The sequence below is a fragment of the Thalassolituus marinus genome (assembly GCF_020320395.1).
GTDB lineage: Bacteria > Pseudomonadota > Gammaproteobacteria > Pseudomonadales > Oceanobacteraceae > Venatoribacter > Venatoribacter marinus.
Genome location: NZ_JAEDAH010000026.1, coordinates 1 through 21,031 on the forward strand (window position 1 = coordinate 1; position 21,031 = coordinate 21,031).

Sequence of the window (21,031 nt, forward strand, 5' to 3'; positions counted from 1 at the left end):
AGGGGATAAGTTCCCCTGGTAGGCAGTAGGCATTGCAGATTTAAAAGTCGTTTATAGAAAACAGATATCTTTAAACTGTGGGACCGCAGTGGCATTGCACTCCTTTTTTTATGAATGCTGAAAGGCTTCGCCGGGCATATCACTTTGTCCTGTGGTGGCATGCGAACTCAGGCTGGCTGCGCTAAGCTGAAACTCAGATTATGGGCCCGGGATCTGGCCATGGCATTGCTTAAGAAAAATATCTGGCTGCTGTTTCTGTTCGTGCTGCTGGCCAGTTGCACGCTGTTGATATATTTATCGTTTGCCCGCTGGAACGGTATGATGCGTCATTATGACGAACTGCAACAAGGCGTGGTCAAACACTGGTACGGTAGCTTCTCCTCTGTTCTTGAACAGCAGGAAGGCATTATCACTCTGATGGGAAAAACCCTGCTGTTGCAGCAGCGCGAACGTAACGTACAGAACGATCTGGATGAGATTATGGCGCTCAATCCGGAAATCTTTGCCGGTTTTGCCCTGATCTCCACGGCAGGTGAAGTGCTGGAACTGACCAGTAATCTGCAAAGCGATAATCTTCCCAATCTGTCTGAGCTGCCACAGACCCGCGATTCCTTCGGCTATGCCATGACCACCGATAAAATGGTGCTGGGCCGTACCTACAATGCGCCGCGCCTGGTGGTGCCCGCACGCAAAGCAATTTATGACAAGGATGGCCAGCTGCTTGGGGTGATGACGGGAGCACTGAAGTTCGGTTCGGAAGACGGCTTGTTTGGCCGCACTCAGGTGCTCGGTGACTTTAACCGGATAACCATTCTGCGCGAGCGCGACCATTACATTCAGTACGCGACCAACGGTCAGCCACTGGCAGATTTTTATAGTGAGCCAATGCCGGCCATTGAATATGAGCGTTTGCTGGCGGCAATGAAAATGAATCGTTCCTTCGATTTTCTCCATGCCCGCGACAGTGGTCAGGCGCTGAGCTTTGAGCGCATCAGTGAGGATGGTCGCGGTACTGTACGCGGTGTCGCACTCTACAATGAACGCTATGAGTTCTGGTTAATTTCTGAAATCGAAGAAAGCTTTTTCATTTATCAGTTTATGCATGTTTTTGCCGGATACCTGTTCATCATGGTGATGTTTCAGCTGGCGATGTTTTTTCTGTTTCGCAGCATTGATCGTTCGGAAAAAAAGCAGCGTTCTGTGCTGGAATTTCAGGCCAATCATGATCCGTTAACCCAGTTGCCAAACCGCAACTTCCTGCTGAGCAAATTTGAAGAATGGCGCGCCAATAAAACGGAATTTTCTCTGCTATTTGTTGATCTGGATAACTTTAAGGGCATTAACGATAGCTTTGGTCACAAGCTGGGTGATGAGCTGCTGGTACGACTTGCCTCGCGGTTACAAAAGGTTATTCAGAGTCGTGATCTGCTGATTCGTCATGGCGGTGACGAGTTTGTCATGCTGATTTCGGATGAACGGCTTGAGGCTGCAGAAAATCTGGTTGCCAACCGGATTTTTTCCGCCTGCGAGAACATTGATGTGCAGCAAAAGATATTTTCACCTGGCGTCAGCATCGGCATTGCTCATTTTCCACAGCATGGCCAGGAACTGGATGAGCTGATGCGAGCGGCAGATATCGCCATGTATGATGCCAAACGCAAGCGCAATACGGTTCGTATTTTTCAGCCGGATCTGGAAGGTAAGTACCTGTTGCGTGCCCGCATCGAACAGTTACTGCGCGGGGCGGAAAAGCGCGGTGAAATTTATATGAACTATCAGCCGCAGGTGGACAGCAGTGGACGGTTGCATGGTGTCGAAGCACTGGTGCGCTGGAATCCCCCCGAGCTTGGTTTTGTTCCACCGGACCAGTTTGTTGCAGTCGCTGAACATAGCGGTCAGATGACGGCGCTGGGTGACTTCATTATCGACAATGCACTGCAGGAGATCGCCGATATTCAGAGTAGCAGTGGCCGCAGTTTCTGCCTGTCACTGAATATTTCGGTTAAACAGCTGTCAGAGCCAGACTTTGCCGACAAACTGCAGGAAAAAATTGTCGCCAGCGGCCTCGCTTTTGTAAATGTTGTGGTTGAAATAACTGAAAATATTCTGATTGATGATGTTGAACGTATGCGTGCAGTACTGGAACAAATACACGCTCAGGGAATTCGTATTTCGCTGGACGACTTTGGCACCGGTTATTCTTCGCTGAGCCTGCTACGTCATTTACCGCTGGATGAAATCAAGATCGATAAAAGCTTCGTCGATCATCTGATCGAAGATGAAACCGCATTGCGTATGGCGCGCAATATTGTCGCCATCGGTCGTAACTACAATGTGACTCTGGTGGCTGAAGGGGTGGAAACGGAAGCTCAGCTAGAGTGCCTGAATCAGATTGGATGTGATCTTTATCAGGGCTATTATTTTTCACGGCCATTATCGGCTGAGGCGCTGCGTTGCTTTCTGGATGAGCGTCCGCTGTAAGACAATAAAAAAGCCGCAGAGTCTGCGGCTTTTTTTAAATCAGAAGACCTGGTGGCCTTCGATAAACACGGCGCTGACGGCGCCTTTCAGTGTTTGCCCGGCGAGAGGGCTGTTGCGTCCTTTGGACAGCAGCTCTGAGCGACGGAAACTGCGTTCGAGCAGGGGATCGATCAGAGCGGCATTAAATGCCTGACCTTCAACCAGTCCCTGTTCAATACCGGCAATCTGTGCAGGCAGCGTACTGGTGGCACGAATCAGTGCTGTCAGCGACAGTTCCCCGCGTTCAACCAGTTGCAGTGCCAGTGGCAGGAAGCCGTCAAACATCGACATGCCCGGCTCAGCATCAGCGAATGGCGCCTTCTTCGCCGCCACCTCATGTGGCTGATGGTTCGAACTGATGGCCAGTTCGCCGGAATTAACTGCGGCCAGCAATGCCTGACGGTCACTTTCGCTGCGCAGCGGAGGCTGTACATTGAACTGGCTGTTGTAGCCGTTTACCGCGTCATCGGTATAGATCAGATTGGCCAGCGCTGTGTCGGCACTGATGCTCAGGCCTTCATTGCGTGCCTGCTGCAACATGGCAACACTGCGCGCGCAGCTGATCTGACTGATGTGTGCACGTACACCGGTTTGCTCAATCAACAGCAGCATCTGCGCCAGCGCGATGGTTTCGGCGGTGCGTGGAATGCCACTCAGGCCCATGCGGGTGGCCACCGGACCTTCGTGCATGCAGCCGCCAGCGGACAGCGCGATGTCGTTGGCGCTAAGGAACACCGGGATATCGTACGTTGCTGCATATTCCATTACCCGGCGCAGAACGTAGCTGTCTTTGAACGGACGACGAGCGTTGCTCAGTGCCACGCAGCCGGCTTCGTGCAGGGTAAACATGCTGGCCAGCTGTTCGCCTTCCAGACCCTGAGTCAGGGCGCCGAGTGGCAGCACCTTGCTGTATCCGGCTTTGCTGGCTTTTTCCAGAATCAGTTTCACTACCGCGGAACTGTCAGTTACTGGCTTGGTATCAGGTAACGAGCAGACGTGGGTAAAACCACTGGAACAGGCGGCACGGGTTTCGCTGGCGATGGTGCCTTTGTGCGCATAACCGGGTTCCGGCAGGTGGGCACCAAGGTCTACCAGCCCGGGCACCAGCCATTTGCCCTGACCGTCGATGGTCAGCTCAATGCCACCGCCAGCGGGTTTGTGACCAATGGCGGCGATTCGTCCTTCGGCAACGTACAGGTCAGTTACCTGATCCAGATTGCTGGCCGGATCAATCAGACGGGCGTTTTCAATGTGCAGGTAACGCATGATTAAGCCTCCTCCTGATCGTTGCCATACAGTTCATTTTTTTCCTGCTGCTGGCCGCTCATGGCCATGGCCATCACCGCCATACGAACGGCAATACCGTAGCTGACCTGATTCAGAATGACCGATTGCGGGCCGTCGGCGACGTTGGATTCAATTTCGACACCGCGGTTGATCGGACCCGGGTGCATGACGATGGCATCCGGTTTGGCGTAGGCCAGTTTCTCTTCGGTCAGACCGTAAAGTTTGAAAAATTCGCCTTCGCTTGGCAGCAGTGCATTCTGCATACGTTCTTTCTGCAGGCGCAGCATGATCACCACGTCACAATCTTTCAGGCCCTCTTCCATGCGGTAGAAGGCCTTACAGCCCAGCGACTCAATGTCTTTTGGCAGCAGTGTGCCCGGGCCAATAACCCGTACTTCCGCCGCACCCAGAGTACGCAGGGCGTGAATCTGGGAGCGAGCAACACGGGAATGCAGGATATCGCCAACGATAGCGACGATTTTGCCTTCGATGCTGCCTTTGTGGCGACGAATCGTCAGCATATCCAGCATTGCCTGAGTCGGGTGTGCATGGCGACCGTCGCCGGCGTTAATGATGGCAACGTGCGGGGTGACGTGCTCGGCAATAAAGTGCGCGGCACCGGAATCGGCATGACGCACGACGAACATGTCGGAATACATGGCCTCGAGATTCCACAGCGTATCCATCAGGGTTTCGCCCTTGGCCGTCGCTGACTTGGAAATATCGAGGTTAAGAATATCGGCAGACAGACGCTTAGCCGCCAGCTCGAAGGTTGAGCGGGTGCGGGTGCTGTTTTCGAAAAACAGGTTTACCACGGTTTTACCGCGCAGCAGAGGGACTTTTTTAACGTCCCGTTCCTGTGTGCTGATAAAGGAATCGGCGGTGTCGAGGATTTCGGTCAGAAGCTCGCGGCTCAGGCCCTCAGTGGTGAGGAAGTGCTTCAGACGACCGTCGGCGGTCAGCTGCACCTTGGCTGGGTCTGTATTCATGATCAGGCTGCTCATAAAGTCGGTAATCAGGCGAGTGTCAGGGTCAGGGGTTGCGGGCCGGTCAGTTTCACCAGCTGGCCTTCGCTCAGCGTCAGTGCGGCGCCACACAGGTCAGGCTGAATCGGCAGCTCGCGACGACCGATATCCAGCAGGCAAACCAGGGTGATACTGGCTGGGCGACCGTAATCGAACAGTTCATTCATTGCGGCACGGATGGTACGGCCACTCATCACTACGTCGTCGACCAGAATGATATGACGGTCTTCAATGCTGTCCGGCAGTTCCGAGCCTTTTACCTGCGGATGCAGGCCGTGACGGGTGAAGTCATCGCGATAAAAACTGATATCCAGCGAGCTGACGCCGTCTTCGGTCTGCAGTTTTTCCTGCAGGCGGTCAGCAACCCAGACGCCGCCGGTGCGAATGCCAACCAGCAGTGGGCGGTCAATCTGTTGCTCTGCCAGGTAGGTGACCAGTCGCTCACTCAGCTCAGTACAGGTTGTTTCGATATCAGGCAGGTTCATTGAGCCTTACTCCTCAAGCGGCCAGGCGGCCATCCAGCTTTCAAGAATCAGTTGTGCCGCCAGCCCGTCGACCGAGTTGGCGCCAAAGTCGCGGCTGCCACCCTGAGCAATCACAATGCCTTTGGCTTCGTAGCTGGTCAGGCGTTCGTCATGGGTGTAGGCGGGGCGATGATAACGGCCTTCCAGTCGTCCGGCGAATTTCTTTGCCCGCCGGCTCATGTCACTGGGTGTTCCGTCCATATTCAATGGCAGACCGACGACAAAGGCATCGGGTTGCCATTCATCAATAATGCGCTGCAACAGATCCCAGTCGGGAATGCCGTCGCGGGCTTTGATCGGTTCCAGTTGTTGACTGGTTGCGGTGAGGCGCTGACCGGTGGCAATGCCGATGCGTTGAGTACCGAAATCAAAGCCCATCAGGGTGCGTACGCGCGCGGCTGGAGCCTGACTCATCAGGCGTGCCCCGCATCGCTGCTGAGAAATTCAGCACTGATTCCGAGCAGCGACAAGGCCGCGTCGTAGATTTCTTCAACCGGCGTGTCGAACAGTAGTTCGCCAGAGGCTTCAACGGTGAGCCAGCTGTTGTCACGTAATTCGGCATCCAGTTGGTCGGCATCCCAGCCAGCATAGCCCAGAGACAGTCGGTAATCCCGTGGTCCGGAGCCGCCGGCAATGGCGCGCAGGATATCTTTCGACGATGTCAGGTGGGATTGCTCGGTGATGTTAAGGGTTGAGCCCCAGTTGCCCTGCTGGCGATGCAGGATAAAACCGTTTTCCGGACTGACCGGACCGCCGGCATATATCTGCGGATCAATCAGCGGCAGGCGGGATATTTCCAGCTGCTCACAGATGTCGCGAAACATCACCGGCATCGGTTTATTGAGAACGATGCCCATAGCGCCGTCGTGGTTGTGTTCACACAGGTAGGTAACGGTCCCTGCAAACCATGAATCTTCCAGCTGCGGCATGGCAATCAGCAGATGATTCTTCAGCGATTTTATCTGTTCCATTAATTGGCTTCCGACAGATAGCGGTTCCCTTTGAACTGCCAGGTGCGGATGATTTCCAGAATGTCAGTGTTTTTGCGCATTTCTTCGGTAAAGGGAGCAAAGGGAGCCGACATGCGTACGATGCGCAGCGCAGCGTCATCCAGCACTTTACGGCCAGAAGACTCAAGAATGGTCAGCTCGTTGATGGTGCCATCCGGGTTGATAGCAACCAGCAGACGCAGACGACAGTTGTCGAAGCAGCTTTCGGCTTCGCGCGGATAATTCAGTGCCCCCATCTGTTCAATCTTGCGGCGCCAGCTGTTCACGTAATAGGCGTCATTGGCTTTCATGGTGGAGGCCGCAGTCAGACGCTGTACTCGTGGTTGCTTGGCGTAGGCCTGACGCTGGGTGTCGAGTTTGGCTTCCAGACTGGCCATCTCGAGACTGCGCTGCAGCAGGGATTTCTGTGGGCCATCCGGCAGATCCAGTTGCAGTGTTGGGGCCAGATCGGAGGTGTTGGTACGGCTGCGTGAATCAGCGCGGGTGGTGACGATACGCTGGTTGCCCTCAGGTTTGCGCGGCGCTGTGGCCTGCTGTTCCTGCGGCGATGCTTCATTAACGGTATTGGCCTGAAAGTCTGCTTCGACGTCGGTGGTCAGCATACGGGCCTCGTCCAGAGTACCGCTGCCCTCCTGATTTTCCTGGGCAATAAAGTCTGCGTGTTCCGGTGCCTTGTCGCTTTTATAGCTGGCCAGGGTCACTTCCAGTGTTTTTGACAGGTTGCTGGGGTCTGTGGCTTTGAAACTGATGCCAAGCACCACCAGAGCGTGCAGTAATAGCGCCAGAAACAGGGCGAAGGACAAACGATCGGAGCTGTTTACGACGGTTGCTGACATACGCGCAGAGTTACCTGATTGTGACCTGGAAAACCGGTGAAAAACGCCTGCAAGTCTGCGCGTTTCGCACCGGTTTGTCCATCATCTGGCGCTGGATGTGAGGTGTCCGGCGTCGGAGGTCGGACGTCAGACGTCAGACGTCAGACGTGTTCAGCTTCGCCAGCAAACACTCAATCAGCTGACCTGCAACGTCGATACCGGAGTCGCGGCTGATTTCACGTACACAGGTGGGGCTGGTGACATTGATCTCGGTAAGGTTGTTGCCGATCACATCAAGGCCTACGAAATACAGTCCTTTCTCTTTGAGGTAAGGACCAACCTGTTCGGCAATGGCGCGATTTTCATCACTCAGGGGCTGAGTCACACCGGTGCCGCCGGCGGCCAGGTTGCCACGGGTTTCGCCGCTGGCCGGAATGCGTGCCAGGCAGTAAGGCACTGGCTCGCCATCAATCATCAGAATGCGCTTGTCGCCTTCGGTGATTTCCGGGATATAACGCTGCGCCATAATCTGTTGGCTGCCGTGGTTGGTCAGGGTTTCAATGATGACGCTGACGTTCGGGTCATCATGCTTCAGGCGGAAGATGGATGAACCACCCATGCCGTCCAGCGGTTTGAAGATGACATCCCCCTGTTCCTTGTGGAACGCCTTCAGCAGGTCGGCGCGACGGGTCACAATGGTCGGCGTCATCAGCTCAGGAAAAGCCGTGGCGAAGATTTTCTCATTACAGTCGCGCAGGCTTTGTGGCTTGTTGGCCACCAGTACACCTTCTTCTTCGGCGCGTTCCAGAATATAGGTGCTGTAAATGAACTCGCTGTCGAATGGCGGGTCTTTACGCATCAGAATGATGTTCAGGTCGGCCAGTGGGCGCTCTTCAAACTCGCCCATGTCGTACCAGTGCTCCGGGTTCATGGCAACACGTACCGGCGCCATGCGCGCCATGGCGCGGCCATCACGAATGTAGAGATCGCTCTGTTCCATGTACCACAGCTGGCAGCCTTTTTCCTGGGCGGCATTCATCAGGGCCAGAGAGGTATCTTTCTTGAAATTAATGGTGGCAATCGGGTCCATTACCACGCCGACTTGGATGCTCATGGTCACTTTACTCGTGCTTCTGCGATTCAATAGTGCCAGTGTAACTGATCGATGGTTCCACAGGCGTAACTTAATTGTGTGATATGGCGCATAGCACCGGCCTAGCGTTTGTTACATGATATGTGATACAAACGTGCGCAATGGCGTCTACTGCGTTTGTGAACACAGCAGCTTACGAAAACATAATAAAACGGATGGTTAAGGCCGCCCTATGGACGACAACTTTCAGAACATTAAGGTCATGGTCATCGACGATAGTAAAACCATTCGTCGGACCGCAGAGACACTTCTAAAGAAGGTTGGCTGCGAAGTCATTACCGCTACAGACGGTTTTGATGCGCTGGCCAAAATCGCGGATACTCATCCGGATATCATCTTTGTCGACATCATGATGCCACGTCTGGACGGCTACCAGACCTGTGCATTAATTAAAAATAACTCAAAATTCAAGTCGACCCCGGTCATCATGCTGTCCAGTAAGGATGGCCTGTTCGATAAAGCTAAAGGACGGATTGTCGGCTCTGACGAGTACCTGACGAAGCCGTTCAGTAAAGAAGAGCTGCTCGGCTCCATTCGCCAGTACGTCAAGTCCTGAGACAGCGTTTGTATAAAGATTTTGAGAGGTAAAAAAGCATGGCCCGTATTTTGGTAGTAGATGATTCTCCAACAGAAACTGAAGCGTTTCGCTCAATGCTGGAGAAGAACGGTCATGAAGTGATGACTGCAGAGAATGGTGCTGATGGCGTGGCGGTTGCCCGCCAGGAAAAGCCGGACTGTGTACTGATGGATATCGTTATGCCAGGCCTGAACGGCTTCCAGGCGACCCGTCAGCTGACCAAAGATCCGGAAACTCAGCACATTCCTGTGATTATTGTGACTACCAAGGATCAGGAAACTGACCGTGTATGGGGTAAGCGTCAGGGCGCCAGCGGCTATCTGGTTAAACCAGTGGCTGAGGGTACTCTGCTGTCTGAGATCAACTCGGTTCTGGCAGGTTAATGATGCATCCGTTTGCCCGATTACTGGATATCGCTGAACGTAGCCGCAGTCATGCTTCGGCACTGCCACAGCAGGTTGAAGCGGTTTCCTACTGGCGTGGTGTGGGCTTTATGCTCGCAGGTCAGAATTTCGTGGCAGACATGGCGGATGTAAGTGAAATTCTGCAGCCTCCGCGCCTGACCAAGGTGCCGGGGGTGCGCAGCTGGGTGCTTGGGGTGGCCAATGTTCGTGGCCGCCTGGTGCCTGTGATGGATCTGGCCGGTTTACTCGGTCTGCCTTCCAAAGCGAACTGGCGCAGTCGTCGGGTGCTGGTGGTGGAGCAGGGTGATCACCTGATCGGTTTGCTGGTGGATGCGGTTCTGGGGATGCAGCAGTTTCCGATTGACCGTACTGTGGCAGCAGACACTATTGATCCGGCGTTTGGCGTTTATGTCGAACACGGTTTTGAGCGGGATGGCCGTGAGTGGCCTGTATTCCAGCTGGTTCAGCTGGTTCAGGCGCCGGAATTCCTGCAGATTGCGGTTTAACCGCACCGGATTATCCGGACCTGTCCTCGGACAGAAATAATTAAAATGCATGCAGTGAGTGTGGAGAGAACGGCATGAGCGGAAATTCAGGAAGCGTCTTATCGACAGCCTTCAGGAACCGTACCAACGGTGTACTGGCAGGCCTGTTGTTTGTGTTTCTGGCGGTGTTCATTGGTATTACGGTATATGTGAACACGCTGGCAAACCGGGACGAACAATACATCGAGCACGCAGGTGAGCTGCGCGTACTGTCTCAGGAACTTGCGAAGAACGCCGTAGAAGCGGCGGGTGGTAAGCGTGAGGCATTCGCCGAACTGAAAGCCGCCCGTGATAACTTCGAGATGCGTCTGGGATACCTGACCCGTGGTAATGCTGAAACTGGTCTGCCACCGGCAGAAGTGGCAGCCATGAGCGATGTATCGGGTGTCTGGGCTGATGTACAGACCAATGCCGACCAGATTATCCGCGCCCAGGATATTATTCTCTCCCTGCACGAAGTTGCCGCGACACTGGCGGAAACGATTCCTCAGCTGCAGGTGGAATACGACGAGATCGTAGAAATTCTGCTGGATAACGACGCACCTGCCGATCAGGTGGCGGTAGCCCAGCGTCAGTCCTGGTTGGCAGAACGTATCGTACGTTCTGTTAACAAGGTACTGGCGGGTGGTGAAGACGCGGTAATGGCGGCAGACGCTTTCGGTCGTGACGCCTCGCTGTTCGGTCGGGTACTGAACGGTATGATTCAGGGCAACGTTGCCATGAACATCTCTCAGGTAACTGATGAGGAAGCGATTTACGCTCTGGCGGAAGTTGCTGAGCTGTTCGAATTCGTATCCGGTTCCGTTGACGAAATTCTGGAAACCTCTCCTGAACTGTTCCAGGTTCGTGAAGCATCTGACTCTATCTTTAATGACTCTGTGACGCTGCTGCAGCAAACATCCTCCCTGACTGAAGGCATTCAGGAAGGTGGTGCTCAGCGTCTGACTCTGCAGCTGGTTGGTTACGTATCTGCGCTGCTGGCGCTGGTTGTAATGGTGGCCTTCGGTGTTGTGTCTTACCGTGAAACCCGTCGCGACCTTGAGAAAACTGCTAACGCCAACGAACAGAACCAGATGGCGATTCTGCGACTGCTGGATGAAATTGCTGACCTTGCGGACGGTGACCTGACAGCTTCGGCAACGGTAACCGAAGACTTCACGGGTGCGATTGCTGACTCCATTAACTACGCGATCGACCAGATGCGCTCTCTGGTATCGGCGATTAACGATACAGCGGTACAGGTATCCTCCGCTGCTCAGGAAACCCAGGCGACAGCAATGCACCTGGCAGAAGCTTCTGAGCACCAGGCGCAGGAAATTGCCGGAGCCTCTGCGGCGATTAACGAAATGGCGGTGTCCATTGACCAGGTATCTGCTAACGCCTCGGAATCATCCGCGGTAGCGGAGCGGTCGGTAGCGATCGCGAACAAAGGTGCTGAAGTGGTACAGGCGACCATTAACGGCATGGATAACATCCGTGAACAGATTCAGGAAACCTCCAAGCGTATTAAACGTCTGGGTGAATCCTCACAGGAGATTGGTGACATCATCTCCCTGATTACGGACATTGCTGACCAGACCAACATTCTGTCTCTGAACGCTGCGATTCAGGCATCCATGGCCGGTGACGCTGGCCGGGGCTTCGCGGTAGTTGCGGACGAGGTACAGCGTCTGGCGGAGCGTTCTGCTGCGGCAACCAAGCAGATTGAAGCGCTGGTTAAAACGATTCAGAACGATACCAACGAAGCGGTAATCTCGATGGAACAGACCACTACCGAGGTGGTACGTGGTGCTCGCCTGGCGCAGGACGCGGGTGTTGCTCTGGAAGAGATTGAAAACGTATCGAAAAACCTCGCGGAACTGATTCAGAACATTTCCAACGCTGCTCGTCAGCAGGCATCGTCCGCAGGTCATATCTCCAATACGATGAACGTTATTCAGGAAATTACCTCGCAGACATCTGCGGGTACGACTGCAACAGCGAAGTCGATTGGTAACCTGGCAGAAATGGCTAACAAGCTGCGTGAATCCGTAGCGGGCTTCAAGCTGCCGGAAGCTGAAATGGATGAGCAACAGGCGCTGTAAGCGTCTGGCTGGATAACTATAAATGAACCATCAGTTACGTGCCGGACTGAGCACCATCCCTGAAATGGATGACACTCAGTTTGGTCGATGGCAAAACCTGCTGGAAGAGCGAACCGGAATGTGCCTGGCACCTCAGCGTCGTTCTTTCCTGCAGACCAGCCTTGGAATCCGTATGCGGGAAGTCGGCTGCGACAGCTATGAAGAATACTATCAGCGTATTCTCAGCGGTCCGGTGGGGGCAATTGAATGGAGTACGCTGGTTGACCGGCTGACCGTTCAGGAAACCCGATTTTTCCGTGATCCGGATGCATTTGCCTTCGTTGAACAGTATGTACAGCAAAAAGCTGCTGACCCATCTACAGAGTCTGTCGACTTGTGGAGTGTTGGCTGCTCCTCAGGTGAGGAAGCCTACAGTCTGGGCATGATTGCCGAGCGCTGGCTGACGCCTGCAGGTAAACAGTACGCTGTCACCGGAACTGATATATCCACCATCGTTTTGCGTAAAGCCCGTGCTGGTAAATACCAGGGGCGGGCTCTGGACTGGGTCCCTGCGGACTATGCAGGAATCGGGTTCAAGGAAATGGCACCGGGCGGGGCACTTGAAGTGTCAGACCGGCTGCGTCAGCGCAGCTGCTTCAGTCAGGTGAATATCCTGAATCTGTCAGCCAGCCCGCTGCAATCGCAACATGTAATTTACTGCCAGAATGTGCTGATTTATTTCCGCCGCTGGCGTCGCCGCGAGATCCTGAATGTACTGGCTGAGCGTCTGGCGCCCGGTGGCATTCTGGTAATTGGCCTGGGCGAAATGGTTGACTGGCAGCATCCGCTGCTGGAACCAGTGCATAGCAGCCGTGTATCCGCATTTGTGCGCAAGCAAGCAAACTCTACAGGGGAGACCGCAAGGCGATGAGTCAGGACTACATCGCCCTGGAATGGGTAAAAGGGGAAATCGAAGAAACGCTGCAGCAGGCCCAGCAAGCGCTGGAAGCCTATGTGGAAAATCCCCAGGATAAAAGTCGGTTGAAATTCTGCCTCAGCTACCTGCATCAGATTCACGGTACGCTGCAGATGGTAGAGTTTTATGGTGCTGCGCTGCTGGCGGAAGAAATGGAAGCCATTGCAGCGGCTATCGGAGAAGGATCTATCGCCAACGAACGCGATGGTCTTGAAATTCTGATGCAGGCCATTATTCAGCTTCCACACTACCTCGAACACGTGAAGGTGGGTCGTCGCGATCTGCCTGTCGTTCTGCTGCCTATTCTGAATGAGCTGCGCTCCGCCCGTGGTGAAGCCTTCCTGTCAGAAACAGCCTTGTTTGCGCCGCAGATCAGTTATCCGGCTCGACTGACCGATCAGCAACTCGCAACCTTTGCGTCTGCCGATTTTGGTCAGTGGGCGCGCAAACTGCGTCAGATGATGCAAACGGCCACTCTGCAGTTGCTGCAGAATAAACAGCCGGATGTTGCGAAACAGTACCTGAATAAAGTGTTTGCCCGTCTGATGAAGGGCCTGGGTAATACACCGTCTGGTATGGTGTGGCTCCCGGCTCTGGCATTCAGCGAATGGCTGATGAAGCAGAACAGTCTGCCGAAGAGTGCTAAGCAACTGTTGCGTCAGCTGGATCACTCTCTGAAAGGTGTGATCGAAAACCCTGCCGAAGCTATTAATGAGCTGCCAGCAGAAGAGCTGCTAAAAAACTTATTATTCTACGTTGCCCGTACAGATGTGCAGGGCGAAGCCATTCGTCGTGCTCAGCATGAATTTGGTTTGCAGCAGGCATTACCAACCGAAGAGGAAATTCGTCAGGAGCGCGATGCGCTGTCTGGTCCGGATAAAGACACGGTCGGTCATGTGCTGGGTGCACTGGTAGAAGAAATTGCTGCAATCAAAGACCGCTTTGATTTGCTGATTCGTAGTGATGAAGACCGTATTGCGGCACTTGAGTCCCTTTCTCCTTCGCTGAAACAGCTGGCAGATACCATGGGAATGCTGGGCCTGGGAATGCCACGTCGTGTCATGCAGGAACAGCAAAGCACGGTTACACGCTTGCTTGACGCTGGCAGTGTACAGGACAGTGAACTGCTCGATGTGGCAGGCGCCCTGTTGTACGTCGAAGCTACGTTAAGCGGTATGCAGCGTGAAGGCGACCTGAACGCTCAGGCCGGTGAAACTACCTTGTCTGATGCACAGAAGGCCGTTTTACGCGAAACCCGCAACGTGCTGGAGCAGGTCAAAGACGCCATCGTTGAATACATCGCCAAGCAGTGGGCGATCGAAGAGCTGGAAGAAGTTCCATCTTTGCTGCACAGCATTGAGGGTTCACTGAGTATGATTCCGCTGCCTCGGGTGGCGAATATTCTGGCTCAGGCTGCTGCTTTTATCCGCGGTACCCTGGTGGATGATGGTATCAAACCAGAGTGGGCGGTACTGGATATCCTTGCGGATGTACTGTCGTCGGTTGAGTACTTCGTCGAGCGTTATACCGAAAACCCGCGTAGCGCGGGCGATGAGCTGCTGGAAAAAGCAGAGGCATCACTGCTTGCTCTGCCGGGTGTGGAAGCCGCAGCGTTTAATGATTCTGTTGAAGATGACGTAGCAGAAGCTCTGCCAGAGGCGAATGTAACCAGCTTTGATGAGGCTCTGGGTCTGAATGAGGCTCAGCCTGAAGTCGCCGGGCAAACGGCCGACGAGTTGTCGGTTGAAGAAGTGCCTGTTATCGAGGTGGATGAGCCGTCTGCCGATGATCTGCTGGCAGAGACAGTAAGCACGGATGAAGAGCTGTCTGCTGAGGAAGAATCACAGGATATTGACTACCCTGATGAGTTTGCTATCAGCAGCGAATCTGTTGAAGACATCGTTGCCGAACCGGTTGCTGAACCCGTAGCAGCGGCTCCGGTCGTTTCTGTCGACGACGATGATGATGATCTGATTGATGATGAGATCATTGAAATCTTCCTTGAAGAAGCCGAAGAGGTTGTCGAGACGCTGAATGAATTCTGGCCGCAATTTAAGGCGAATCAGGATGACAGCGAAGCGATGACGACTGTTCGTCGTGCTTTCCACACCCTGAAGGGTAGTGGCCGTATGGTGAAAGCTGAGTTTATCGGCGAACTCGCCTGGTCTGTGGAAAACATGTTCAACCGCGTGCTGGATAACACCATTGTTATCACGCCGCAGCTGATTGATCTGGTGGACTACGTTATCAGTCAGCTACCTGCCCTGATTGACGACTTCCGTCATCAGCGTGGCGCTTCGATAGCTACCCAGCCGTTAATGGATTATGCATTTGCATTATCTGCCGGTGAGGCCGTAGCGGATTTTGTTGCCCCGGGTGAAGACGTTGCAGCCGTAAGTGCAGAACCAGAGGTTGCGGTAGCAGACGTTGCTGACGACGAAGATGAAGACGATGCCTTACTGGAAGTCTTTGAAGGTGAAGCAAGTGCTCACCTGGTTACTGTCGACGAGTTTGTTCAGCAGTCACGTGATGAAGATTACATCAATGGTCTGACTGATCAGCTGCAACGTGCGTTGCATACGCTGAAGGGCAGTGCCCATATGGCAGGCATTACTGCCATTGCTATGGTGGCTTCTCCGCTCGAACGTTTTATTAAAGAAATCCGCGCCTATCAGGTCAGTAATAATGCGGCGATTGTCGATTTGCTGGCGGATGGCTCGCAGATGATCGCGGCGGCGCTGTCTGATCGCGAGCTGATGAAAGCAGAATCGCTACCGGGCGCAGATGAATTTGTTGAGCGGGTTCAGGCGCTGGAAGCGCAGATTCTGTCGGCACTGAAGAGTGACGATGGTCAGCGTAGTGGTCCGAATCCGCACGCGATTGCACAATTCCTGGCTCAGGGTATGGACTCTTTGCTGGAAGCAGAGCGATTGCTGGCGCAATGGCAGGCAGAACAGGACAGTAGTGTTCTGGCATCACTGGAAAACGATCTCAGTGAAGTTGCTGCAGGCGCTGCAGAAGCTGAAGTGCCGCACATTCAGGCGCTGGCCCAGGCGATGAATAGCCTTTATCAGCGTATTGCCTCAGAGCAGGCCATGCCGGAAGACACTCTGCTGGCAATGTGTGCCGAAGCGCATGAAGCAATCCTGACTATGATGGATTGTCTGGCTGCTGGTCAGGAAACTCTGGCCGCTGATGAACTGATTGATCGTATTGATCAGTGGCAGTTTGTTGCTGTTGAGTCCGAAAACAACGACATCATCGATATTGAAGATGCTGATCTGGTATCTGCAGAAGCGGATGTTTCTGTATTTGATTCCACTGATGACGAATCTTCCGATGGTCTGCTGCCCGACCTTGAGTCGTTGTCAGCAGATGACCTGACTGCAGATGAACAGGTGCCGGATTCGTTTGAAGAAATCAGCGTAGCTGATGACTTTTCTGAGCTGGCGTCGGATGTTTCGCTGGTGTCTGAAGACGATGTATTTAACCTGATCGAAGATAACTTCGAATCAGACTCGGTTCTGGATGCGGATGTTATCGACGTAGATATTGCTGATGAGATCACGCTTGATGATACGCCAGCCGAGTTGCTGCAGGATGCGGTGGAAGACGTCAGCAATGCCTTCGCCTCGCCTGTTGAAGATATCGTTATTGATGAAGAAGACAATGACCTGCTGATTGAAGAAGAGCAGGCGGTCGAACCTTTGCCTCTGCCATCGGTTGAGGATGGTGATGACGATGAGATTCTGGAAATCTTCCTCGAAGAAGCGGACGAGATCAGTGAGTCGGTAGAAAACGCTCTGGAGCAATGGCAGCAGTCGCCGGACAACCTGGTGCATGTAGCGCAGTTGCAACGAGAACTGCATACGCTGAAGGGCGGTGCACGGATGTCGGAACTGAGTGAAGTTGCAGATCTGTGCCACGAGCTTGAAACCCTGTATGAGAACATCAATGACGGTCGTCTGGGTGTTCAGCCAGATGTATTCACAATCCTTGAACGCGCTCATGATGAACTGAGTACGCAACTGGATATGGTGCGTCAGGGACAGCGTCCGCAACCGGCCGATGCGACTGTTGAGGTTATCCGTAACTATCTCAAAGGCGGTGCCTTTGCAGAGGTGCCGGAGTACGTTGCTGATGAATCCGACGAGCCTGAATTCGAAGCCGTGACACCTGCTGCGCCGATACAGGCTGAGGCTCTGGATGAATCAGACCGGGAAATCCTTGAGATCTTCCTTGAAGAAGCCGCTGAGTTGCAGGAAGCACTGGATCGCGCCCTGCATCAGTGGGAGCAGGATCCGACTCGCCTGAGTGAGGCCGAAGAAGCACAGCGTGTATTGCATACACTGAAAGGTGGTGCTCGTCTGGCTGGTCTGTCTGATATCGGTGATCTGGCCCACGACTTTGAAGCCAACATTCTCAAAGCCCAGCAAGGACAGATTGCCATTGATGGTGGTTTCTTCAAATCGGCTTACGGAACCCAGGATGAGCTGATCAGCAAAGTTGAAGCGGTTGCTCATGCTCTGGAATCAGATGGCATGCTGGTGCTTGGTGAGAAAGAGCTGACTCTGGAAACTATTGAGCATGCACCTGTTGTTGCTGATGAGGAAGCAGAGGACGTTGTTATCGCAACGGAATCAGAATCCTCTGGCAGTGCCGAAACTCAGACCACCGATGAGCCAGCGTCCAACGTTGTTCCTCTGCGTCCGGCGGCACCAGCTGTAAAACCTGAACCGCCGAAAGTGGCTCAGCAGCAGACCGTACGTAAAGCGCCGCAGGAGCTGGTAAAAGTTTCTGCTGACCTGCTGGATAACCTGGTCAACCTGGCGGGTGAAACCTCGATTGGTCGGGGCCGTCTCGAGCAGCAGGTAACTGACTTTGCTAATACCCTCGACGAAATGGACATGACGCTGGAGCGTCTGCGTGACCAGCTGCGTCGTCTGGATATGGAAACTGAAGCTCAGGTGCTGTTCCGTCAGGAACGTCATGGCCCTGAATATGAAGACTTCGATCCACTGGAAATGGACCGATACTCAACCATGCAGCAGCTCTCGCGAGCGCTGGTGGAATCGGCCTACGACCTTGTGGACCTGAAAGAAACCCTGAGTCACAAGACCCGTGATGCTGAAACCCTGCTGCTGCAGCAAAGCCGTGTTAACACGGAACTGCAGGAAGGTCTGATGAAGACCCGCATGGTACCGTTCCAGCGTCTGGTGCCACGTTTGCGCCGTATCGTGCGCCAGGTGAGTCTGGAGTTGAACAAGCAGGTTGAACTGCGGGTATTCAATGCCGACGGTGAAATGGACCGTACCATTCTGGAACGGATGATCTCACCACTGGAGCACATGGTTCGTAACGCAGTTGACCACGGTATCGAAAACCGCGATCAGCGTGCAGCTTCCGGTAAGCCGGAAGTGGGCAATATCGACCTGGAAATCAGCCGTGACGGTGGCGATGTTGTTCTCACCCTGACGGATGATGGTCGTGGTGTGAATCTGGATGCTGTCCGCCGTAAAGCCATCGAGCGTGGCCTGATGGATGCTGATGCCAATCTGTCAGATCAGGACGTTATGCAGTTCATCCTGCAGGCTGGTTTCTCGACTGCCGAAGCCGTTACTCAGATTTCCGGTCGTGGCGTTGGTATGGACGTGGTGAGCTCTGAAATCAAACAGATGGGCGGTTCAGTCGAGATTCAGTCTGAAGCAGGTGTTGGCACACGCTTTATTGTACGACTGCCATTTACCGTATCGGTTAACCGTGCCTTGATGGTTCGGGTTGGTGACGATCTGTACGCCGTACCGCTGAATAACATTCAGGGTATTGTGCGTGCTCCGGTTAATCAGCTGCAGTCACTGTACGAAAAGCCGCAGAACGAGCGGGTATTTGAATATGCCGGTAACGATTACCGCGTTGAATACCTGGGCGTGATGCTGGAAAACGAAGCTCAGCCTAAGTTCACAACACAGCATATGCCTGTGCCTATGCTGCTGATCCGTGGCGCCGTTCCATTTGCGCTGCAGGTAGACTCGCTGCTGGGCTCTCGTGAGATTGTTGTAAAAACACTGGGTCCACAGTTTGCCAGTGTCGCCGGTGTGTCTGGTGGTACGATTCTGGGTGATGGTAGCGTTGTTATCATTCTCGACTTGCCAGCCCTGCTGCGTACGCAGAACTCACTGGAATATCAGCAAGCCAAGCTGCTGGATAACCAGGAAGCTGAACGTCGCCATGAGTTGGAAAACCGCCTGCCACGTATTCTGGTGGTGGATGACTCGGTTACAGTGCGTAAGGTAACCACGCGTTTGCTGGAGCGTAACGGCATGGAAGTCTTCACTGCCAAAGACGGTGTGGATGCCATGGCGACGCTGCAGGATCACAAGCCGGATCTGATGCTGCTGGATATCGAAATGCCGCGTATGGACGGCTTCGAGGTTGCATCGCTGGTTCGTCACGATTCCCGACTGCAGGATATTCCGATCATCATGATTACCTCGCGTACCGGTGATAAACACCGTGAGCGAGCGATGTCGATCGGTGTAAACGAATACATGGGTAAGCCATTCCAGGAAGACAAACTGCTTGGCACCATGCATAAGCTGCTGGGGATTGAGGACTGACAGCATGGGTCTTCCCCGGGTAGGGATTCTGGCCGATGACCGGCTGCAGCAGCATTTGCTGAAAAGCGCGCTGCTGCATTTCGGTTTTGATGTGGCGGTGGCAACGGACCCGACACGATTGCCGGATCTTGATCAGGCTTCGCTGGATCTGGATGCCTGGGTGGTCGACCTGCGTGAAGACGACCAGGAAGATTATGAGTGGCTCGATGAGCTGCTGGTCGGCGATATTCCGGTACTGATTGGCCTTGAGAAAGCGCCGCAGAAGAATTGCCTGACGTTCCCTAAGTGGGAAAAGCGTCTGTACGGCAAACTGAAGGAGCTGCTGAAGTCTACGCCAGTGGTGGCCGAGGACGTTTCTGTACTGGATAAACTCGGCAGTAGTAATACCCCGGTTATTCCGTTGCCTGCTGAGTTTTCCGGTCATGATTACACTGGCCGTATAGCGCAGCAGGTATGGGTGCTTGGTGCTTCACTGGGTGGCCCCGGAGCGGTCAAAGCCTTCCTTGATGCCTTGCCCGCTGGCCTGCCGGTTGCCTTTGTTTATGCGCAGCATATTGATCCTCGCTTTGAAGAGACGCTGTGCAAAACTATCGGCCGCCATGCCAGTTATGAACTGAAGAATTTCACCGCTGGCGAACCGCTACGCTGTGGAGAGGTGCTGGTGGCACCTATCAGTCATGAGTTCCGTTTCGATAATGCGGGCCAGCCGTTCTCGTTGCAGCGCGACTGGCCAGGACCTTATGGTCCGTCCATTGATCAGGTTATCCTGAATGTTGCTGCTCACTACGAGCAGCGCGCAGGCTACATACTGTTCAGTGGTATGGGTAACGATGGTGCGGAAGCCATCGTGACTCTGACAGACAAGAATGTACCGGTATGGGCTCAGACGCCTGACAGCTGCGCCAACAGCTCCATGCCGGAGAGTGCGATTGAGACCAGTCGCGTGGATTTTATCGGTGACCCTTATCAGCTGGCTCTGCAGCTGGTGAATAGCGTCAAACACAGCTGGATACATAAGCATGAGCCAATCACTCACTAAGACGAATACGCCGGATCAGGTCGACTGTCTGCTGATTCCTCTCAAAGACCGTAACCTGTTGCTGCCGAACGTAACTGTGGCCGAAATTATTCCTTTTTCCCATCTGCTGACTACCGCCTCCAGTGTTGACTGGATTCTGGGGCGCATTGACTGGCGTGGTACTCCGGTTCCTGTAATCTGTTATGAGATGCTCAACAGTCAGACTGCTCCGGCTCCGAATCCTAATGCCCGTTTTGCGGTAATCAATGGCGTGGGTGCTCATGCCGATATGCCGTTCTATGCCATGCTGATTCAGGGTATCCCGCGTCTTGTGCACATCAGCGCAGATGATATTCAGGAAGTCGAAGCCATGAATCAGGGGACTTATGATCAGCAGGTTGTGTCTATGAATGGCGAGAACGCCATGATTCCTGATCTGGATCGGCTGGAACAAACCGTTCTGGGTGTTATTTGAAACAAGCGGCCAAAGTGCAGTG

The 21,031-nt window shown here is 53.8% G+C and carries 16 protein-coding genes; 9 read left to right on the forward strand and 7 right to left on the reverse strand.

Annotated elements, in window-relative coordinates:
• Positions 1-219: 219 nt before the first annotated feature.
• Positions 220-2,481 carry a bifunctional diguanylate cyclase/phosphodiesterase gene (locus tag I9W95_RS05730; protein ID WP_225672765.1) on the forward strand — a complete coding sequence of 754 codons (2,262 nt, stop codon included), beginning with the start codon at positions 220-222 and terminating at the stop codon, positions 2,479-2,481.
• A 39-nt stretch (positions 2,482-2,520) separates the two neighbouring features.
• Here I9W95_RS05730 and I9W95_RS05735 read toward each other — a convergent pair whose 3' ends face one another.
• The 7 genes from I9W95_RS05735 to gshB form a co-directional block, all read right to left on the reverse strand.
• Positions 2,521-3,786: a dihydroorotase gene (locus I9W95_RS05735; RefSeq protein ID WP_225672766.1), complete on the reverse strand. Its 1,266-nt coding sequence runs from the start codon at positions 3,784-3,786 to the stop codon at positions 2,521-2,523.
• Positions 3,787-3,788: 2 nt separating this feature from the next.
• The gene (locus tag I9W95_RS05740; protein WP_225672767.1) at positions 3,789-4,796 is read right to left on the reverse strand and encodes an aspartate carbamoyltransferase catalytic subunit; all 1,008 of its coding nucleotides are present in this window, start codon (positions 4,794-4,796) and stop codon (positions 3,789-3,791) included.
• 26 nt (positions 4,797-4,822) lie between these two features.
• The gene (gene pyrR / locus I9W95_RS05745; protein WP_225672768.1) at positions 4,823-5,317 is read right to left on the reverse strand and encodes a bifunctional pyr operon transcriptional regulator/uracil phosphoribosyltransferase PyrR; all 495 of its coding nucleotides are present in this window, start codon (positions 5,315-5,317) and stop codon (positions 4,823-4,825) included.
• Positions 5,318-5,323: 6 nt separating this feature from the next.
• Complete coding sequence (gene ruvX / locus I9W95_RS05750; RefSeq protein ID WP_225672769.1) at positions 5,324-5,770, reverse strand: Holliday junction resolvase RuvX; 447 nt, start codon at positions 5,768-5,770, stop codon at positions 5,324-5,326.
• Positions 5,770-6,327, reverse strand: coding sequence for a YqgE/AlgH family protein (locus tag I9W95_RS05755; protein WP_225672770.1), 558 nt, complete (start codon positions 6,325-6,327; stop codon positions 5,770-5,772). Before I9W95_RS05755 ends, ruvX begins: the two co-directional genes overlap by 1 nt.
• Positions 6,327-7,202: an energy transducer TonB gene (locus I9W95_RS05760; RefSeq protein WP_225672772.1), complete on the reverse strand. Its 876-nt coding sequence runs from the start codon at positions 7,200-7,202 to the stop codon at positions 6,327-6,329. The genes I9W95_RS05755 and I9W95_RS05760 overlap by 1 nt, the downstream gene beginning before the upstream one ends.
• A 133-nt stretch (positions 7,203-7,335) precedes the next feature.
• Positions 7,336-8,295: a glutathione synthase gene (gene gshB, locus I9W95_RS05765; RefSeq protein WP_225672774.1), complete on the reverse strand. Its 960-nt coding sequence runs from the start codon at positions 8,293-8,295 to the stop codon at positions 7,336-7,338.
• 211 nt (positions 8,296-8,506) lie between these two features.
• Between gshB and pilG the strand changes: the two genes are divergently transcribed.
• The 8 genes from pilG to I9W95_RS05805 all read left to right on the forward strand — a co-directional run bounded on the left by pilG (position 8,507) and on the right by I9W95_RS05805 (position 21,009).
• Entirely contained in the window at positions 8,507-8,890 is a 384-nt protein-coding gene (gene pilG, locus I9W95_RS05770) for a twitching motility response regulator PilG (RefSeq protein ID WP_145466915.1), read from the forward strand.
• A gap of 38 nt (positions 8,891-8,928) precedes the next feature.
• Positions 8,929-9,294, forward strand: a complete 366-nt coding sequence (gene pilH, locus I9W95_RS05775; RefSeq protein WP_225672776.1) for a twitching motility response regulator PilH — start codon at positions 8,929-8,931, stop codon at positions 9,292-9,294.
• The gene (locus I9W95_RS05780) at positions 9,294-9,821 is read left to right on the forward strand and encodes a chemotaxis protein CheW (protein ID WP_225672778.1); all 528 of its coding nucleotides are present in this window, start codon (positions 9,294-9,296) and stop codon (positions 9,819-9,821) included. Before pilH ends, I9W95_RS05780 begins: the two co-directional genes overlap by 1 nt.
• A 74-nt stretch (positions 9,822-9,895) precedes the next feature.
• The gene (locus I9W95_RS05785) at positions 9,896-11,944 is read left to right on the forward strand and encodes a methyl-accepting chemotaxis protein (RefSeq protein WP_225672780.1); all 2,049 of its coding nucleotides are present in this window, start codon (positions 9,896-9,898) and stop codon (positions 11,942-11,944) included.
• Between the two features lie 22 nt (positions 11,945-11,966).
• Positions 11,967-12,854 carry a CheR family methyltransferase gene (locus I9W95_RS05790; protein WP_225672782.1) on the forward strand — a complete coding sequence of 296 codons (888 nt, stop codon included), beginning with the start codon at positions 11,967-11,969 and terminating at the stop codon, positions 12,852-12,854.
• The gene (locus I9W95_RS05795) at positions 12,851-19,516 is read left to right on the forward strand and encodes an Hpt domain-containing protein (RefSeq protein ID WP_225672784.1); all 6,666 of its coding nucleotides are present in this window, start codon (positions 12,851-12,853) and stop codon (positions 19,514-19,516) included. The genes I9W95_RS05790 and I9W95_RS05795 overlap by 4 nt, the downstream gene beginning before the upstream one ends.
• 4 nt (positions 19,517-19,520) lie before the next feature.
• Complete coding sequence (locus I9W95_RS05800; RefSeq protein ID WP_225672786.1) at positions 19,521-20,555, forward strand: chemotaxis protein CheB; 1,035 nt, start codon at positions 19,521-19,523, stop codon at positions 20,553-20,555.
• On the forward strand, positions 20,536-21,009 hold the full coding sequence (locus tag I9W95_RS05805; RefSeq protein ID WP_225672788.1) for a chemotaxis protein CheW: 474 nt from the start codon (positions 20,536-20,538) through the stop codon (positions 21,007-21,009). Before I9W95_RS05800 ends, I9W95_RS05805 begins: the two co-directional genes overlap by 20 nt.
• Positions 21,010-21,031: the final 22 nt, after the last annotated feature.

What these genes read in the sequence shown, in the direction of transcription:
- pilG (WP_145466915.1), top strand. Translation starts at nt 8,507, where the DNA reads ATGGACGACAACTTTCAGAACATTAAGGTCATGGTCATCGACGATAGT.
- I9W95_RS05755 (WP_225672770.1), bottom strand. Translation starts at nt 6,327, where the DNA reads ATGGAACAGATAAAATCGCTGAAGAATCATCTGCTGATTGCCATGCCG.
- I9W95_RS05740 (WP_225672767.1), bottom strand. Translation starts at nt 4,796, where the DNA reads ATGAATACAGACCCAGCCAAGGTGCAGCTGACCGCCGACGGTCGTCTG.
- I9W95_RS05795 (WP_225672784.1), top strand. Translation starts at nt 12,851, where the DNA reads ATGAGTCAGGACTACATCGCCCTGGAATGGGTAAAAGGGGAAATCGAA.
- I9W95_RS05785 (WP_225672780.1), top strand. Translation starts at nt 9,896, where the DNA reads ATGAGCGGAAATTCAGGAAGCGTCTTATCGACAGCCTTCAGGAACCGT.
- I9W95_RS05790 (WP_225672782.1), top strand. Translation starts at nt 11,967, where the DNA reads ATGAACCATCAGTTACGTGCCGGACTGAGCACCATCCCTGAAATGGAT.
- I9W95_RS05760 (WP_225672772.1), bottom strand. Translation starts at nt 7,202, where the DNA reads ATGTCAGCAACCGTCGTAAACAGCTCCGATCGTTTGTCCTTCGCCCTG.
- I9W95_RS05730 (WP_225672765.1), top strand. Translation starts at nt 220, where the DNA reads ATGGCATTGCTTAAGAAAAATATCTGGCTGCTGTTTCTGTTCGTGCTG.
- I9W95_RS05735 (WP_225672766.1), bottom strand. Translation starts at nt 3,786, where the DNA reads ATGCGTTACCTGCACATTGAAAACGCCCGTCTGATTGATCCGGCCAGC.
- pyrR (WP_225672768.1), bottom strand. Translation starts at nt 5,317, where the DNA reads ATGAACCTGCCTGATATCGAAACAACCTGTACTGAGCTGAGTGAGCGA.
- gshB (WP_225672774.1), bottom strand. Translation starts at nt 8,295, where the DNA reads ATGAGCATCCAAGTCGGCGTGGTAATGGACCCGATTGCCACCATTAAT.
- I9W95_RS05805 (WP_225672788.1), top strand. Translation starts at nt 20,536, where the DNA reads ATGAGCCAATCACTCACTAAGACGAATACGCCGGATCAGGTCGACTGT.
- I9W95_RS05800 (WP_225672786.1), top strand. Translation starts at nt 19,521, where the DNA reads ATGGGTCTTCCCCGGGTAGGGATTCTGGCCGATGACCGGCTGCAGCAG.
- ruvX (WP_225672769.1), bottom strand. Translation starts at nt 5,770, where the DNA reads ATGAGTCAGGCTCCAGCCGCGCGCGTACGCACCCTGATGGGCTTTGAT.
- pilH (WP_225672776.1), top strand. Translation starts at nt 8,929, where the DNA reads ATGGCCCGTATTTTGGTAGTAGATGATTCTCCAACAGAAACTGAAGCG.
- I9W95_RS05780 (WP_225672778.1), top strand. Translation starts at nt 9,294, where the DNA reads ATGATGCATCCGTTTGCCCGATTACTGGATATCGCTGAACGTAGCCGC.